Raw genomic sequence first — 15,599 nt, 5'->3', positions numbered from 1 at the left:
TACATCAGGGGATGTGTCATGTTAAGTGTTTATACATGACGCATTCCTTGATGTCGAATATTTCCCATTTTTTCGACATTAGCATGCCTTGATGGGTATCGTTTCGACATTGAATCTCTTTTATGTCGATGTAATGCAGAATATTCGACATACGGGATTATCATTGTCGAATATTCTGCATTACATCGACATAAAGTAAGCGTCATAATGGCATATGATAGAGCATTACCATACAATGATTTGCCCGATCTACCACCAGGAGCAAATTTTTATCAACCGGTAGTCGTCCATGCACTAACAACCGCAACTCGGTATCTGGGCGAATTGAAAGGTCTCTGCGCTACCCTGCCTGACCCAATGTTATTATTGAATACGCTGGTACTACAGGAAAGTCGGGATAGCTCTGCCATTGAGAACATTGTTACGACACAAGATGAACTATTCAGGGCATCTATAGACGAAACTCCTGCAAATTCATCAGCAAAAGAAGTATTGAGTTATCGGGAAGCGACATACATAGGCCTAGCTCGTATGAAGGCGCAACACAACCTAATCGTAACGAATACCCTGATTGACGTTGTTCAGACCATAAAGCAAAACCGATCGGCCATCCGTCAAACGCCCGGAACAAACCTGCGCAACGCTGCTACAGGCGCAGTGATGTATACACCACCTTGCTGCGAGGATGTAGTTCGCCAAAAGCTATCTGCTCTGGAACAGTTCATCAATGAAGAGAGTACTGATGGGCTGGACCCATTAATCAAATTAGCACTCATTCACTACCAATTCGAAGCTATTCACCCATTTCTGGATGGCAACGGCCGTACCGGCCGGATTCTAAATGGGCTTTATTTAGTACAGCAGGATTTGTTACCTCATCCTGTACTTTATCTGAGCCGTTACATAAACCTAAATCGTACCGATTACTATCAGCTATTGAGGCAGGTCACTGAGCAACAGTCCTGGACAGAATGGATTGTATATATGTTGACAGGAATTGCTCAAACTGCTCAGCTGACCATGTCCAAGATCAAGCGCATTCTAGCATTGATGGATCAAATTGAGCAGGAGATGCGCCAAACGCTGCGCGCATCCTACAATCCGGATTTGCTTAGATTGATGTTCGCACAGCCGTACCTTAAAATTGATTTCTTAGTGCGGCAAAAGTTAGCGCATCGGCAAACAGCAGCTGTTTATCTTAAAAAGCTGGCCGAAGATGGTGTTCTAACGCCAAGTTTGAACGGCCGAACAACCTACTATGTCAACCAACGGTTGATTGATCTGCTGGCTGACTAGAATCTTCCAGGTTGCTTTTGTGCATGGCCCCTCGACTAGGCGTCCCCGAAAGGCTCAGGGCCACGCACAAAAGCAATGCACAAAAGCAACCTTTTCCAATAATCAATTAAACGAGTGCTTGAATTCCAGCGGGGAGAGGTTGGTCTTGCTTTTGAACAGTTTGCTGAACGACTGCGGGTACTCGAAACCAAGGCGGTAAGCAATTTCACTGACCGATAACGAGGTCGTTGTCAGGCTCTCTTTGGCCTTCTCGATCAGCTTGTTATGAATATGCTGCTGGGTGCTTTGCCCGGTCAGTGAGCGGAGCATATCGCTCAGGTACGTTGGCGAAACCGATAGCTGACCGGCCAGGTACTGAACCGTGGGCAAGCCTTGTTCCTGCACTTGCTCGCCGTTGAAATAATCCGTCAGAATCGTTTCCAGCTTCGTCAGCAGGTCGTTGTTCACGTGTTTGCGGGTGATGAACTGGCGGTTATAGAACCGATTGGCGTAGTGGAGCAGCAGGTCGATATGCGACAGCATCACATCCTGACTGAACCCATCGATCGGGGCGTGGTATTCCTGCGCGATGTTCAGCATGATCGACTTGATCATTGCCTCTTCCTTGTCTGACACGTGCAGGGCTTCGTTAACGGCGTAGGAGAAAAAACCGTAGTCTTTGATGCCCTTCGCCAGCGCATGGTTCAGCAGAAAATCGGGATGCACCGTCAGCCACCAGCCCGACATGGCCATATCGTCGGGCGTAACGGTCGAGATTACCTGACCGGGCGAAAAGAAGGTCATCACCCCTTCGTCGAAATCGTAATAGTTCTGGCCGTACTTCAGCTTGCCAGTGAAATCTTTCTTGATGCAGATCGAATAGAAATTATAGACAAAACTCTGGGTCGGCACATCGATCCGGCAGTTGACATCGCTCAGATCGATCACGCTGACGAGCGGATGCGCTGGCTTCGGCAAGCCCATCAGCCGGTGTAGCTCCGAAACAGACTCGATGACGTAGGGGTGATTGACTTCTTTTTTCATAGCGTTTACTGGTCGACCATGCTCATACTTACGGCATCATAGCGGTCGCCCGTCGATAGGCCTAACGGAACAATAGCTTCCAGACGTTCCAGCTCGCCGGTGGTTAGCGTGATGTTGGTAGCGGCGATATTCTGCTCAACGTACCTGACCCGCTTGGTACCGGGAATGGGCAGTGCCCCTTTGGCAAGCACCCAGGCGATCGCCAGTTGCGACGGCGTGATCCCTTTTTCACCAGCCATGGCTTTGATGGCGGCAACCAGGTCAAGGTTCTTCTGGAACTGTTCGCCCTGAAACTTGGGAATGCTGCGCCGGAAATCATCGGCCGGAAAATCGTCGGGGCTGGTGATGTCGCCCGACAGAAAACCACGGCCCAGTGGCGAATAGGCGACGAAACCGATGCCTGATTCGACCAGTCCGGGCAACGTACCCAGTTCCTCGGGGTTGCGCTCAAACAGCGAATATTCGGTTTGCACAGCCGTGATCGGGTGCACCTGATGGCCGCGCTTCACCGTTTCCAGCGATACCTCCGACAGACCGATATAGCCGATTTTGCCTTCCTTCACCAACTCCGCCATCGCGCCAACGGTGTCTTCGATGGGTGTGGCTGGATCGAGCCGGTGCAGGTAGTACAGGTCGATGTAGTCAGTACCCAGGTTTTTCAGCGACCGTTCGATGGCCTTCTTCACGTAGCCGGGCCGGCCGTTGATCTGCCAGGTAAGCTGACCGGCATCGTCGATCTCGTAACCGAATTTGCTGGCAATGATGTACTGATCGCGGTTGCCTTTGATGGCTTTGGCGATCAGCCGTTCGTTGTGCAGCGGCCCGTACAGATCGGCCGTGTCGAGGAAATTGCCACCCAGTTCGAGCGAGCGGTGAATAGTGGCGATGGCTTCCGCCTCGTCGGATTTGCCGTAGATGTCGGCACCGTTAATCTGGGTCATGCCCATGCAGCCCAGCCCGATGGCCGGCACCACCAGCCCCTGACTACCCAGGTTCATTGTTGGAATACGCATTGTCTTTTTCTGGTTTGTGTTCGTTTTATTTCGACCCTGCAAAGGTCAGTGCGCACACAGGCCAAAAAGTAGCCAAACCCCGTATCGTTGTGTTCAGAATTGGGCCAGGTTGCTGCTCATTGCGCCAGCAAGCCCGTCGTATACAGTCGGCTTTGCATGACGGCGGCAATGGATTGCGCCCGAAGCAGGGCTTCGCGGGTGCGGTCGCCAGCAAAGCACTCGTTCAGCGTTTGGGTGAAAAGGACCAGCCATTGATCAAAATGAGCAGCTGAGATTGGCGTTTTCTGGGCCAGGTCAAAATGCGGGCGCATCGGATTGCCCTGATACGTGCCCGTACCAAGTAATAAGTCTGACCAGAACGCGGTGATTCGGGGCAAATGCGCCAGCCAGTCTACTCTGGCCACACCGTCGAAAATGTGGCCAAGTTCAGCATTCGCCCGAACTTGGGTGTAGAACCGGCCCAGAAAATAGGCAATATCAGCCTCCGATTCACTGTCGTTTAAGGTCGCAGTCATTGGCTTTAGAAAGCAGTTAATCAAATTTATCTTTGGTGATCAACGTCCAGATCATGGGCGCTGAGCCAACGGGAAACCTGGATAAAGCCAGTACCGACAACGTATTTAGTATCTTTCGCGAACTGCCCAGCGGCAGACAAACCAACGTTGCCGTTACGCACGCCCCGATTGTGCCGCCGGTACCGACCGTGTCATTGACCTGTTGGGCGGGCTCATCGTTCACTGATTCGTACTTTATACCATGACTTTTTTTTACGTTAAGGCGCTGCATATCATTTTCATCGTGACCTGGTTTGCCGGGTTATTCTATATGCCGCGCCTGTTTATCTACTTCACCGAAGCCGCCGACCAGCCCGACGCAGCCCGTCAGGTGCTTCAAACGCAGTTTGCCCTCATGCAACGTCGACTGTGGTACGGGATTACGTGGCCATCGGCGATACTGACGCTGCTTTTAGGCCTGAGTACCTGGTATAATTATGGCGCAACGCCCACCTGGCTCCTCTATAAACTGGCGCTGGTATTGGGGCTTTACGCCTACCACATCGCCTGTCATGTGCTGTTTCTCCAGCAGCAGCGGGGTGAACTGCGCTACACGTCGACGCAGCTTCGTATCTGGAATGAAGTGGCCACGCTGTTTTTGTTCGGGATCGTTTTTCTGGTGGTGCTCAAAGACGCGCTCAGCATGCTCTGGGGGGTAGGGGGCTTGTTGCTTTTCGCCGTGGTGCTGATGGTGGCCATTCGTGTCTACAAGCAGCTGCGGGCGAAATGAGCCGCCGCCCGGTGAAAGCGCCTGGACAGACTGTCTAAAAAATTACAGATGAACGTTTCGGGGATGAGATACCACAAAACAACCGGACAACAGTCGTCGCCAACCTGATGAGGGTCAGCCTGGCCCCAGGTTTTTCCAAGTGTCGTTGGGTAGCTTGACTGGCACATTCGCCCGTTTTACCGCTATGCTGTTCGGCACTGCAACGCTACCCTACTGTTTCTGCGTCATGTGTGGTAGTGGCTCTACAGGCTGTTGAGGGACAAAGGAACCCCTGTTCATACTAACGAATCAGACATGGAACGTAAGGACTTTTTGACGCGTGGATTCGCCAGTTTGCTGGGGATCGCCGCGATTAATCCATTGGTGACGGCTTGTAAAAACTCGACGAGCGTTGGCCCTACTACAAGCGGCAGTACAACGGAAAATGGCTCGACCAACGGAAGTTCGGCCAGCGACTGCACCGTTTCACCCGCAGAAACAGAAGGCCCTTTCCCGACCAAAGTGCCCGCCAACTTTGTGCGTAAAGACATCCGCGACGACCGTGCCGGCGTACTAATGACCATGAACATCACCATCAAAAACAAGAATACAGGCTGCGCAGCACTGGCGGGTGCTATCGTTGATGTCTGGCATTGCGATAAAGATGGGTATTATTCAGAGTACGGCGGCTCGGGTATGCAAAGCGTCAATTTTACCACCGTCGACTTCCTGCGCGGACGGCAAACAACAGATGCCAATGGACTGGCTGCCTTTACCACTATTTTCCCCGGCTGGTATTCGGGTCGTGCCCCGCACGTACACGTCCATATTTACAATTCGGCCGGTAAATCGCTGCTGGTTACGCAGATTGCTTTCCCCTACGCCATGGCCAACACGCTCTATACAACGGGGCAGTCGTACGGGTACACAAAAGGAGCACAGGATACGAAGAATGAGACAGACAATGTCTTTTCGGATGGCTTCACTACCGAATTGGCCACGGTGTCGGGTAGCCCGTCAACAGGCTATACGCTGACGCACACGATCGTGGTGAACGGGTAGGGAAAGGCTGTCGCCGGATAGGTCTTCGTTGTTTTTGCAATGGCTGACAACGAAGGCCCATCTGGCGGCAGCGAAGCACAAGCCAGTACGGCTAGTCACTGACGTGGCAGGCAGATCACTTCGACCGTATGGCATCAACGGGGTTCATCCGGGCGGCCAGGGCGGCGGGCAGAATGCCGAAGAGCATGCCAATGGTGCCCGACACGCCGATACCCAGCATGATGTTGCCTGTTGATAGCTGGATGTCGAGGCTACCGAGGTTCATAAACGACATCAGGTACACCAGGCCAATGCCCACCAGCCCGCCAACCACAGCCAGTAGAACGGCCTCGAACAGGAACTGGAGCAGGATCACATAGTTCTTGGCACCCAGCGATTTCTGAATGCCGATGATATTGGTTCGTTCTTTCACGGAAACGAACATGATGTTGGCAATGCCAAACCCGCCAACGAGCATGGAGAAGCCGCCAATGAACCAGCCTGCAATGGTCAGTACGGCGAAAATGCCGCTGATGAACTTGGCCAGTGCCTCGGGGCGATTAATGGCAAAACTATCTTCCTGCGCCGGGCGGATACTACGACGGGCGCGGAGAATGCCTTTGACTTCACCCTCCAGGTTTTCCAGCCCGGCGTCTGCTTCGTAGCCTTTGATGGCAATAGTGAGGCTGGGCCTTCTGGAGGCAAACAGTTTCGCGAAGGTGCCGTATGGAATAATGCAGCTTAAGTCGATGTTGCCCCCGACGGTCAGAATACTGGCTCCTTTTTTCTCAACGACGCCGACGACCATGAATTTCAGGCCCGCGATCTGCATCGATTCGCCAATCGGGTTCTGAACGGGAAACAGGGTTTCAGCTATTTCGGCGCCGATAATCACCACATTGCGCGCCGATTCAACTTCCTGGGGGGCAAAGTAGCGGCCCTGCGCAATGGGTACGTCCGAGATCTTGTTATAATCGAACGTAACGCCCGATATGCGGGAGATGATGCTGTTGCTGCCATTCTTCACCGTAATACCACCACGGCCACCCATGGCCACCACGGCCTGCGCGTTTTCGAGCCGTTCGCTGAGCAGCCGGTATTCATTGTAGGTCGGCTCGGGGCGCTGAAAATATTTCCACCAGCGGTATTCACTACCAAATTCAAACGGCCATTTCTGAACGTAGACCACATTGGTACCTAACCCCCCCAGTGTGTCTTTGATATTTCGCTGTAGCGAATCGACGATGGTGAAAACAGCGATAATGGCAAAAATACCAATAGTTACGCCTAGTAACGAGAGCGTTGTACGCAGCAGATTTGACCGTAACGATTGCCAGGCGAAACGCAGGCTTTCTATGATTTGACGAACAACTTTCACCGGAAACAGGAGCTAAGCAATAGGTTGGGAACGACGCTAAAAGTACGTTGCTGCCCATATCGCTTCAACCCCTTTCGGACAAAATACGGCCGGAGTGGGGTATCTGGCTTATTTCGGTGTTTAATGGCAAATGAACGACTCCTGTTCCTTTTTTATACAGGCCAGGATAGTCCCGGTTCCGGTCGAATCTGTAGATTAGCAGGACCAACCTGATTTTGATACCTATGCACAATCGTACTGTACGTCATCTTCGTCTGCTTTCTCTTTCGTTTGCCACTTACGCAGTCATAGTTGGGTGTAAACCCACGCCACCAGCAGCCTCGCAAACAAGCATACAAACCGGGCAGGGCGTTTATCAGTATAAAGAAGAAGACCCCACGCTGAAACCGTTTTTCTCGGACCGGCAGGGCGTAATTGGCCGTAATGGCATGGTGGCCTCGGCGCACCCCGAAGCCTCGCTGGTGGGCCTGAACATCCTGAAAGCAGGTGGCAATGCGGTCGATGCCGCCGTGGCGGTGCAGTTTGCGCTGGCAGTGGTGTATCCCGGAGCAGGAAATATTGGCGGTGGCGGGTTTATGGTCTATCGCGATAAATCGGGCAAAGCCAGCACACTCGACTACCGCGAAAAAGCGCCCGGCAAAGCTACCCAGACCATGTATCTCGATTCCCTCGGCAATGTGCGGCCGGGCGGTCTTAGCCTGAGCGGGCATCTGGCCAGTGGTGTGCCGGGTTCGGTAGCAGGCATGGTGCAGGCGCATCAGAAATTCGGTAAACTGCCCTGGGCGCAGGTCATGCAACCCGCCGTTGATCTGGCCGAAAAAGGCTTCTCCCTCACCGAACGCGATGCCACCGGTCTGAATCGGATCAAGGCCGACCTGCTAAAATATAATCCCGGGAAAACCTACTTTATGCGGGCCGACGGACGTACCTGGGCTAAAGGTGATACGCTCATACAGGCCGATCTGGGCAAAACGCTTCGCCGGATTCAGACCCGGGCGCGGGATGGTTTTTATGCGGGGGAAACGGCTCAACTGGTAGCGGCCGAAATGCAACGCGGCGGGGGGCTGATCTCCGAAGCTGATTTGGCCAACTACCAGGCTATCTGGCGTGAGCCGATCCGGCAGGGCTACAAGAATGTCAATGTGATCACCATGCCGCCGACCTCGAGTGGTGGGGTGGCTTTGGTGCAGCTACTCCGCTACATTGAGCCGTATCCGATTCGCCGTTGGGGCTGGAACCGCGATAGCACGGTGCAGGTGATGATCGAGGCCGAACGACGGGTATACGCCGATCGTGCCAAGTTTCTTGGCGATCCCGATTTTATGAACGTACCCACCGCCCAACTGATGGACCGGACGTACCTGCAAAAACAGTGGGAGACCTTTAACTTCAATAAAGCGACCGACAGCAAAACCATCCACGGTGGCTCCTTGCCCGGTTACGAAAGCCTGGAGACAACCCATTTCTCGGTCGTTGACCGGGATGGCAATGCGGTTAGCATCACCACGACGCTCAACGGTGGCTACGGCAGCCGGGTGGTGGTTGGCGGTGCCGGTTTCTTTCTCAATAATGAGATGGACGATTTCAGCATCAAGCCCGGTACGCCGAATATGTACGGGCTCATTGGCAGCCAGGCCAATGCCATTGCGCCGAACAAACGGATGCTGTCGAGCATGACCCCAACGATTCTGGAGCGTGATGGTAAACTGTTTATGGTGGTGGGTACACCCGGCGGTTCCACCATTATGACCTCTGTATTTCAGACCGTTGTGAACGTGATCGAACACGGGATGACCATGCAGCAATCGGTAAACGCCCTGAAATTCCATCATCAGTGGCTGCCTGATAAGACTATCTTCGAGAACGGCGCATTTACCGACGCTACCCAGAAGGCGCTCATCGGCCGTGGGTACGTGCTCGAACAGCTGACCAATACGCTCGGTCGAATGGATTGCGTACTCGTTCGCCCCGACGGTAGCCTCGAAGGGGCCTCTGACCCCCGCGCCGATAACACCGCCATGGGCTTTTAAACGAGCCGATAGAAGCACATGAAAAAGGATCGCTTCCGGCTCCCCCTGCTGCTGGTTTTTTGCGTTACTGCCAGCTATGCGCAAACTACCCCTACGCAGCAGGTAGCTGTTAATAACGGAATCGGATTGGGGTCAGCTATTGCCGTGGCTATCTCATGGTCCAGGAACAAGTCGATCTTGTGGGCAATTATTCACGGTATCCTAAGCTGGTTGTATGTGATCTATTACTATTTCACCCGAGAAGCCGAACAGTGAAGCAGGCCGGGCACAAATAACAACATGGGCCGGGCCTACGGCCTTTTGGTTGCCAGTCTGCCATTTTCGGTGGGTCGACACCTTCCGCAACAAGGGTATTTCGCCCAACAGAACTGCCTTTGGCCGCACTTAACCATAGCGATAGAGGGCGACTTTCCAGCCTATCGATTATTGACTACCGACTTTCCAGACTTATTCCCCTATTTTTGCGGCCAAATAAAATTTTGTTAACCCAGCAATGACAACGAACCGCACGTTCACCATGATTAAGCCCGATGCCGTAGCAGAGGGCCATACCGGAGCCATTACGAAGATGATTGAGGAAGCTGGCTTCCGCATCGTGGCCATTAAAAAGACCTTGCTGACGCCCGAACGGGCTGGCGAATTTTACGCCGTTCACAGCGAGCGTCCATTCTATAACGACCTGAAAAACTACATGTCGTCGGGGGCTATTGTACCGATGATTCTGGAGAAAGAGAACGCCGTTGCTGATTTCCGCACGCTGATTGGTGCGACCAACCCCGCCCAGGCCGCCGACGGAACCATCCGTAAACTGTTCGCCAAGTCGATCGAAGCGAATGCTATTCACGGCTCCGATTCAGATGAAAATGCCCAGATCGAAGGGTCTTTCTTCTTCGCCGGCACGGAGCAGTATTAGTTTCAAGTGAGAATTGAAAACGGGAATGGCTTCGCCAGCAGCCTAGTACGCTGTGAGCGAAGCCATTCCCGTTTTTAGCAGGCAGTCACCGCAAGCTATTCGCTTAGTACTGCTTTGGTCAGCTTCTCATAATACTTGCACGCATCGCGAAGGGCACACTCGCCACACCTGGGCGAACGCGCTATGCAGATGTAGCGGCCGTGTAAGATGAGCCAGTGGTGCGCTTTGGGTACGTACTGTGTAGGGATGTGTGCCATCAGTGCCTTCTCGACAGCCAGCGGCGTAGTGGCCGTCAACGGGGCCAGTCCCAGCCGGTGCGAGACGCGAAACACGTGCGTATCGACGGCCATCGTGGGTTGGTTGAACACAATGGACAGGATGACGTGCGCCGTTTTCCGGCCCACGCCCGGTAGCCTTTGCAACGCCTCGATCGTGCCAGGTACGTTGCCGCCAAAGTCGCTCATCAGCATCCGCGCCATACCCACCAGGTGTTTCGCCTTATTGTTGGGGTACGATACCGACCGAATATACGTAAATACTTCCTCGACCGAAGCCGCCGCCAGCGATTCCGCTTCCGGGAAACGGGCAAACAACGCAGGCGAGATCTGGTTGATCCGCTTGTCGGTGCACTGTGCCGACAGGATTACGGCAACGAGTAGCTCGTAGGAGTTCGAGAAATTAAGCTCGGTTTCCGGATCAGGAAAATGCGTCGTGAAATAATCGATAAATCGGCGGAAACGCTCTTTTTTCAGCATCCCCAAATTTACGGACTTTACTGTTTCAGCGAGCTGTAGATCGTTTCCTGAATACGACGGCGGAGGCGCGTGGTGTTGATGGCGTTATTGCCACCGGTCGGGAAGAGGCGGTTCGACAGGAACACGTACACCAGTTCCTGCTCGGGGTCAACCCAGACCATGTTGCCCGTAAAACCCGTATGGCCAAAGGATTGGGGCGGCGCCAACGGCGATAAATAACTGCTTGTGGTACTTTCCGGATTCGGCTTATCCCAGCCGAGTGAACGCGGGCTACGGGTGCTGATCGTCTGCGTGAAGAACGGAACGGTCATAGGCTGCAAGATACGCTGGCCACCGTAAACGCCGCGTTGCAGATTCATTTGCAGCAGTTTGGCAATGTCGTGAGCGTTGCCGAACAGACCCGCGTGGCCCGACACGCCCCCCTGCACGGCCGCCATCTGGTCATGAACCGTACCGACCAGCAGCTGATTCCGGTAGTACGTGTCCTGTTCGGTTGGGGCGCAGTGTGGATTTGTCAGCTTTTGCAGGGGCGTAAAGGTCAATGATTTAATGCCCAATGGCTGGTATACCTCCCGCTCCAGAAACCGATCGAGGGGTTGCCTGCTGACCCGTTCCACTATCTTTTGCAGCATCAAAAAGCTTAGGTCGCTGTATACGAAGGACGGCTTGCCATCGGCATCGACTTTGCGCGAGAGGGGCGACTGGATCACCCATTTCCAGACCGAATCTTTCAGCGCGGGTTTTGCCCAAAGCGTTGGCGCAATCTGTAAGGTATGCAGCGAGTCGTTCCTGTTGCTGTAATAGGCCGGATTGAGACTCCCCGACGGCATACGGGTACGGTCCCAAAGCGTTGGGTAAAACGAGATAAGACCCGCCTGGTGCCAGAGCAGGTCTTGCAGTGTCATATTCTGCTTATTGGAGCCGCGTAGTTCGGGCAGATAGAACGACGCCTTCTGCGCCAGGTCAATTTCTTTGCGGTCGTACAGCACCATCACGGCCTGCAACGTACCCAGCACCTTCGTTAGCGAAGCGAGGTCATACAGCGTGTTATCACTGACCTTCTCACCACCGCTGCTGTAGGTGAGTGCGCCAAAATTCTTGTCGTAGATGATCTTGCCTTTCCGGGCTACCAGCACCTGACAGCCGGGAATAACGCGGTCATGAACGGCCAGCTCAACCATCTTGTCGATCTTGGCCAGCTCAGCGGCCTTCATGCCCACACTTTCGGGTAAAGCTGGCACCAGTCGCCCTGACGGGTCAACGATGGTGCTATGCCCAACCTTAAACTCGCCGGTCGACACAGGAAGGATACCGTTGGAGGGCGAAAGGCCGAACAGCGCTTTGGCCGTCGCCTGCTGCGTTTCGTTGAAATCCTGATACCCACAAACCAGCGCATCGGCATCGGTAAGCAGATTAAGGCTATAAGCCGACCCAAAGGCAACGGCAATCACCTTTTTGCCTTGCTGTTTCAGGCGCTGAATCAGCGTGACCGATGGCAGGTTGATACTATACCGACGGAATGCCGATGGACTCATATTGTGGAAACTGACCACAACCAGGTTGGCATCGCCCACACTGGCAATCAGACTGGCTATGTCTTCATCGGTCTGTGGCCGTTCAAAAGACGCCACCTGCTTTATAGCCGCCAACCCCGCCAGCGATTTCTGAAAGACGTTGCCAGCCGTAGTGCCCAGCGCAATCGACGCAATTTTATTGGTATCTACCGAACTCAGGGGGAGCAGCTTCGTTTCGTCGCCGACAACTGTAATGGCATGCTCACAAAGCTCCTTTTTCAGGTTGCCGGCCTCCGTTGAGTTCAGATCGCCGATCAGGTTGGTGAGCGCAATCGGTTTATACTGGCTCAGGCCCGCCCAGTATTTAGCCCGAAGAATCTTTTTTACTTTTTCGTCGACAAAAGCCTGTGGCAACGTACCTGACACAATCGCCTCTTTAATGACGCGGGTGGCTTCGCGGATGTTTTCGGGATATAACAGAATGTCGTTTCCTGCAATCAGCGCCTTCAGGTTAACCACCTCCGACCGGTTGGTCCGACTCACGCCGCCCATGTTCAGCGCATCGGTGAAAACAAGCCCCCGAAAGCCCAACTCTTTCTTTAGCAGGTCGGTAACAATTTTCTCCGACAGGGTAGCCGCCACGGCGGGCGTCTGATTGTCCATTACGGGTACGTGCAGATGGCCCGTAACAACGCCCATCAGGCTGTCGGCGATCAGCTTACGGAAAGGATACAGATCAATGTCGTGCAGCTGCGCCGACGACCGGCTGATAACGGGCAGTGAATGGTGGGAATCGACGTTGGAGTCGCCGTGGCCGGGGAAGTGTTTGGCGGTGGCAATGACGTGCTGCATTTGCAACCCCTTCATGTAGGCCGAAGCTTTGCTGGCTACATTTTCTTTGCCTTCGCCAAACGACCGGATACCGATAACCGGATTCTGCGGGTTGCTGTTGATGTCAGAGACCGGCGCAAAATTGATGTGGATACCCAGTCGGCTACACTGACGGCCAATCTCGAGACCCATCCGGTAAATCAGGTCATTGTCGCGGATGGCACCCAGTGTCATTTGCCGGGGAAATTCCATCGTGCTGTCGAGGCGCATACCCAGGCCCCATTCGCCATCAATACCCACCAGCAGCGGAATTTTTGACAGTTCCTGGTAGCGGTTGGTCAGCATAGCCTGCCGGTGCGGCCCGCCCTGAAAGAAAATGACGCCTCCGATATGGTAGTTCTGAATGAGATGCTCGATGTAAACGCGGTGATTCTCGCTGTGGTTGGAGAAGGCCGCCACCATAAAGAACTGCCCGATTTTCTCGTCGGGGGTCATGGTCTGGAAGACGCTGTCAACCCACTGTTCGGCATTGGCAGGTAGCCGAAGCACTTCTGTGCCCTGATACCCGGCAAGCTGTTCAGATTCGAGGCGAGCCGTTGAATAGGCAACGGTGGGCGCTACCGGATGGGCAACAACGACCACTTTCTTTGTCGCCTTTTTCGTAACCTTTTTAGCGTGTTTTTTCGCTGCCATTCGGGCGCGAGAAACTCGTCTGGGTCGTCCAGAACCAGATTCAAACGCGGCCAGCAAGAGTACGGTGGCAATCGTTAGCAGAAAAAAATGCTTCCGCATGAACTCAAACATAGGTTAGTTAACGTCGTACAAGTGGTCGGTGGTAAGTAGGTTCACGTAAGGTCGGGAACCCTAAAATTAACCAAATGACCGTTTAAACCATAGTCTCAGTGGAAATTAAGCCAAAATTCTTATGAGAAGTTTGGTCCTCAACAACCACGCCATCATCTTTGACGTTACGTTGCTCAACGTGTCGTCATGTTCTCACCTATCTATCAATGCGACACTGGTTTACCCATTCCACGTACACTTTTGCCCTGCTTTTTTTGACCACAGGCGTCCAGGCTCAGACCTATCAGCACACCGCGGTCTGGTCGCGTATAGCGCCTGCGTACACACTTACTAAAAACTGGAGCTTACTCGGAGATGCTTCTTTCCGCCGGCAAAACAACCTGAATCAGGGCGTTTTTCAGGCGTTCGGGGCGCCATTGGTATGGGCAGGCCGGGTGGGTGCTGCCTACCGGACCAGCCATTGGCAATACAGCCTTTTTCCGGCGGTATTTTTTTACACCTATCCCGCGCTCGGTACGGCTGCTGACCTGAAACGAACACCTGTAGCTGAATGGAGACCGACCGCACTGGCCGAATGGACGCTTGAGCTGCCCCCTAAATCGACCCTCCGCTTTCGGGTGGGCTATGAATACCGCCTATTCGTACCGGCAGAGCTGGCCGATGTGGGCCGGATGCGGTTTAGGGCGTTATGGCGGCGGGCCGTTGGTGCACGTACCTACGGCCAGATCTGGAATGAATCGCTGGTGGCTGCTCCACCCAATTTCATGGCCAATGGAAATCGCTTTGAAATTAATCGGACAAACCTGGCGGTCGGGCGCACGCTGTCGAACATTTCGACCCTTGAAGCGGGTTATCAGTTTACGCACCGGGAACGGCGTAGCCTTGTTGAATTTGACGATGAACACGCTTTAACCTTAACGCTTTACCTGAAACTAAATCAGTGAAGAGAACGTCCACGATTGTTACGCTCCTGTCAGCGTTGTTCACTACGGCACTGCCTGGTGTGGCCCAACGGACAATCAGCAAACCTTTTGGTGTGATGGTCGACGCGTTGATCAACGAATCGGTGCCGATAGTGACCTGTCATGAGTTGAAACAGATGCCGGATGCCATTCTGTTTGATGCCCGCGAGAAACGGGAATACGCTGTCAGTCACCTGCCTAAAGCACGCTGGGTTGGTTACGACGATTTTGAGCTGAGCCGGGTGGCAGGCGTACCTAAAACGGCGCCCATCGTGGTCTACTGTTCGGTTGGTTACCGGAGTGAGAAAGTAGGCGAGAAACTGAAAGCGGCCGGGTTCACGAACGTGCGGAACCTATACGGCAGCTTATTTGAGTGGGTGAATCAGGGTAACCCGGTTGTCGACAGCACGGGCAAGCCTACTCGCCGCGTACATGCCTATTCGCGTACGTGGGGCATTTGGCTGAACCGGGGCGAAAAGGTATACGAATAACGCCTCGTAACCCGCGAATCCCGCTGTAGGGGCGACAACTTGGCGCGCTGGTGTTCAGCCTGCCATTCTAACATGGCTTTCCGGGCAGCAAACAAATTATGAGGATGGCCAATACCATAACTCACCTGCGATAGAGCCAGTAAAACCAGAAGTGAAATACCTGTTTTCATGGTCGTGGTCAGAGAAAGTGGACCGTACCACTCCCGACACAACAAAGATAAGGGCTTTAAACTGTACTATGCAATACAAAGTACCTGCTTTTGTAAAATTTATTTTTGCGTTCAC

At 53.5% G+C, this 15,599-nt stretch carries 15 protein-coding genes; 9 read left to right on the top strand and 6 right to left on the bottom strand.

Annotated features, from left to right (window positions below):
• Positions 1-207 precede the first annotated feature (207 nt).
• On the top strand, positions 208-1,296 hold the full coding sequence (locus ACAW75_RS19335; RefSeq protein ID WP_370730391.1) for a Fic family protein: 1,089 nt from the start codon (positions 208-210) through the stop codon (positions 1,294-1,296).
• 102 nt (positions 1,297-1,398) lie between these two features.
• Here ACAW75_RS19335 and ACAW75_RS19330 read toward each other — a convergent pair whose 3' ends face one another.
• From ACAW75_RS19330 to ACAW75_RS19320, 3 genes are all read right to left on the bottom strand, one after another.
• On the bottom strand, positions 1,399-2,319 hold the full coding sequence (locus tag ACAW75_RS19330; protein ID WP_370730390.1) for a helix-turn-helix domain-containing protein: 921 nt from the start codon (positions 2,317-2,319) through the stop codon (positions 1,399-1,401).
• Positions 2,320-2,324: 5 nt separating this feature from the next.
• Positions 2,325-3,332: an aldo/keto reductase gene (locus ACAW75_RS19325; protein WP_370730389.1), complete on the bottom strand. Its 1,008-nt coding sequence runs from the start codon at positions 3,330-3,332 to the stop codon at positions 2,325-2,327.
• A 116-nt stretch (positions 3,333-3,448) separates the two neighbouring features.
• Positions 3,449-3,847, bottom strand: a complete 399-nt coding sequence (locus tag ACAW75_RS19320) for a group III truncated hemoglobin (RefSeq protein ID WP_370730388.1) — start codon at positions 3,845-3,847, stop codon at positions 3,449-3,451.
• 32 nt (positions 3,848-3,879) lie between these two features.
• On the opposite strand from ACAW75_RS19320, the gene ACAW75_RS19315 reads away from it, so the two are divergent.
• The 3 genes from ACAW75_RS19315 to ACAW75_RS19305 all read left to right on the top strand — a co-directional run bounded on the left by ACAW75_RS19315 (position 3,880) and on the right by ACAW75_RS19305 (position 5,657).
• Positions 3,880-4,092 (top strand): hypothetical protein, encoded by a 213-nt coding sequence (locus ACAW75_RS19315; protein WP_370730387.1) that lies wholly within the window; start codon positions 3,880-3,882, stop codon positions 4,090-4,092.
• Positions 4,089-4,616, top strand: a complete 528-nt coding sequence (locus ACAW75_RS19310) for a CopD family protein (protein ID WP_370730386.1) — start codon at positions 4,089-4,091, stop codon at positions 4,614-4,616. Before ACAW75_RS19315 ends, ACAW75_RS19310 begins: the two co-directional genes overlap by 4 nt.
• 294 nt (positions 4,617-4,910) lie before the next feature.
• Entirely contained in the window at positions 4,911-5,657 is a 747-nt protein-coding gene (locus ACAW75_RS19305; protein ID WP_370730385.1) for a dioxygenase family protein, read from the top strand.
• Between the two features lie 115 nt (positions 5,658-5,772).
• On the opposite strand, the gene ACAW75_RS19300 is transcribed toward ACAW75_RS19305, so the two are convergent.
• Positions 5,773-7,014, bottom strand: coding sequence for an ABC transporter permease (locus ACAW75_RS19300; protein WP_370730384.1), 1,242 nt, complete (start codon positions 7,012-7,014; stop codon positions 5,773-5,775).
• Positions 7,015-7,238: 224 nt separating this feature from the next.
• On the opposite strand from ACAW75_RS19300, the gene ggt reads away from it, so the two are divergent.
• The 3 genes from ggt to ACAW75_RS19285 all read left to right on the top strand — a co-directional run bounded on the left by ggt (position 7,239) and on the right by ACAW75_RS19285 (position 9,957).
• Entirely contained in the window at positions 7,239-9,044 is a 1,806-nt protein-coding gene (ggt, locus tag ACAW75_RS19295) for a gamma-glutamyltransferase (protein ID WP_370730383.1), read from the top strand.
• 18 nt (positions 9,045-9,062) lie between these two features.
• Positions 9,063-9,299 (top strand): hypothetical protein, encoded by a 237-nt coding sequence (locus tag ACAW75_RS19290; RefSeq protein ID WP_370730382.1) that lies wholly within the window; start codon positions 9,063-9,065, stop codon positions 9,297-9,299.
• 238 nt (positions 9,300-9,537) lie between these two features.
• Positions 9,538-9,957 (top strand): nucleoside-diphosphate kinase, encoded by a 420-nt coding sequence (locus ACAW75_RS19285; RefSeq protein WP_370730381.1) that lies wholly within the window; start codon positions 9,538-9,540, stop codon positions 9,955-9,957.
• A 95-nt stretch (positions 9,958-10,052) separates the two neighbouring features.
• Here ACAW75_RS19285 and nth read toward each other — a convergent pair whose 3' ends face one another.
• On the bottom strand, positions 10,053-10,712 hold the full coding sequence (gene nth / locus ACAW75_RS19280) for an endonuclease III (RefSeq protein WP_370730380.1): 660 nt from the start codon (positions 10,710-10,712) through the stop codon (positions 10,053-10,055).
• A 17-nt stretch (positions 10,713-10,729) separates the two neighbouring features.
• On the bottom strand, positions 10,730-13,750 hold the full coding sequence (locus ACAW75_RS19275) for a serine hydrolase domain-containing protein (RefSeq protein ID WP_370730379.1): 3,021 nt from the start codon (positions 13,748-13,750) through the stop codon (positions 10,730-10,732).
• A gap of 365 nt (positions 13,751-14,115) precedes the next feature.
• Between ACAW75_RS19275 and ACAW75_RS19270 the strand changes: the two genes are divergently transcribed.
• Entirely contained in the window at positions 14,116-14,805 is a 690-nt protein-coding gene (locus tag ACAW75_RS19270; protein WP_370730378.1) for a DUF2490 domain-containing protein, read from the top strand.
• A complete protein-coding gene (locus ACAW75_RS19265) occupies positions 14,802-15,314 on the top strand; it encodes a rhodanese-like domain-containing protein (RefSeq protein WP_370730377.1) in 513 nt (170 codons plus the stop codon). The genes ACAW75_RS19270 and ACAW75_RS19265 overlap by 4 nt, the downstream gene beginning before the upstream one ends.
• The last annotated feature ends 285 nt before the right edge of the window (positions 15,315-15,599 follow it).

The sequence above is a fragment of the Fibrella arboris genome (assembly GCF_041321095.1).
Classification (GTDB): Bacteria; Bacteroidota; Bacteroidia; order Cytophagales; family Spirosomataceae; genus Fibrella; species Fibrella arboris.
The sequence above is the reverse complement of the archived record's forward strand: the minus strand, read 5'-3'. Positions and strand labels throughout refer to the sequence as shown.

What these genes read in the sequence shown, in the direction of transcription:
- ACAW75_RS19335 (WP_370730391.1), top strand. Translation starts at nt 208, where the DNA reads ATGGCATATGATAGAGCATTACCATACAATGATTTGCCCGATCTACCA.
- ACAW75_RS19290 (WP_370730382.1), top strand. Translation starts at nt 9,063, where the DNA reads ATGAAAAAGGATCGCTTCCGGCTCCCCCTGCTGCTGGTTTTTTGCGTT.
- ACAW75_RS19320 (WP_370730388.1), bottom strand. Translation starts at nt 3,847, where the DNA reads ATGACTGCGACCTTAAACGACAGTGAATCGGAGGCTGATATTGCCTAT.
- ACAW75_RS19285 (WP_370730381.1), top strand. Translation starts at nt 9,538, where the DNA reads ATGACAACGAACCGCACGTTCACCATGATTAAGCCCGATGCCGTAGCA.
- ACAW75_RS19330 (WP_370730390.1), bottom strand. Translation starts at nt 2,319, where the DNA reads ATGAAAAAAGAAGTCAATCACCCCTACGTCATCGAGTCTGTTTCGGAG.
- ggt (WP_370730383.1), top strand. Translation starts at nt 7,239, where the DNA reads ATGCACAATCGTACTGTACGTCATCTTCGTCTGCTTTCTCTTTCGTTT.
- ACAW75_RS19310 (WP_370730386.1), top strand. Translation starts at nt 4,089, where the DNA reads ATGACTTTTTTTTACGTTAAGGCGCTGCATATCATTTTCATCGTGACC.
- nth (WP_370730380.1), bottom strand. Translation starts at nt 10,712, where the DNA reads ATGCTGAAAAAAGAGCGTTTCCGCCGATTTATCGATTATTTCACGACG.
- ACAW75_RS19325 (WP_370730389.1), bottom strand. Translation starts at nt 3,332, where the DNA reads ATGCGTATTCCAACAATGAACCTGGGTAGTCAGGGGCTGGTGGTGCCG.
- ACAW75_RS19305 (WP_370730385.1), top strand. Translation starts at nt 4,911, where the DNA reads ATGGAACGTAAGGACTTTTTGACGCGTGGATTCGCCAGTTTGCTGGGG.
- ACAW75_RS19275 (WP_370730379.1), bottom strand. Translation starts at nt 13,750, where the DNA reads ATGGCAGCGAAAAAACACGCTAAAAAGGTTACGAAAAAGGCGACAAAG.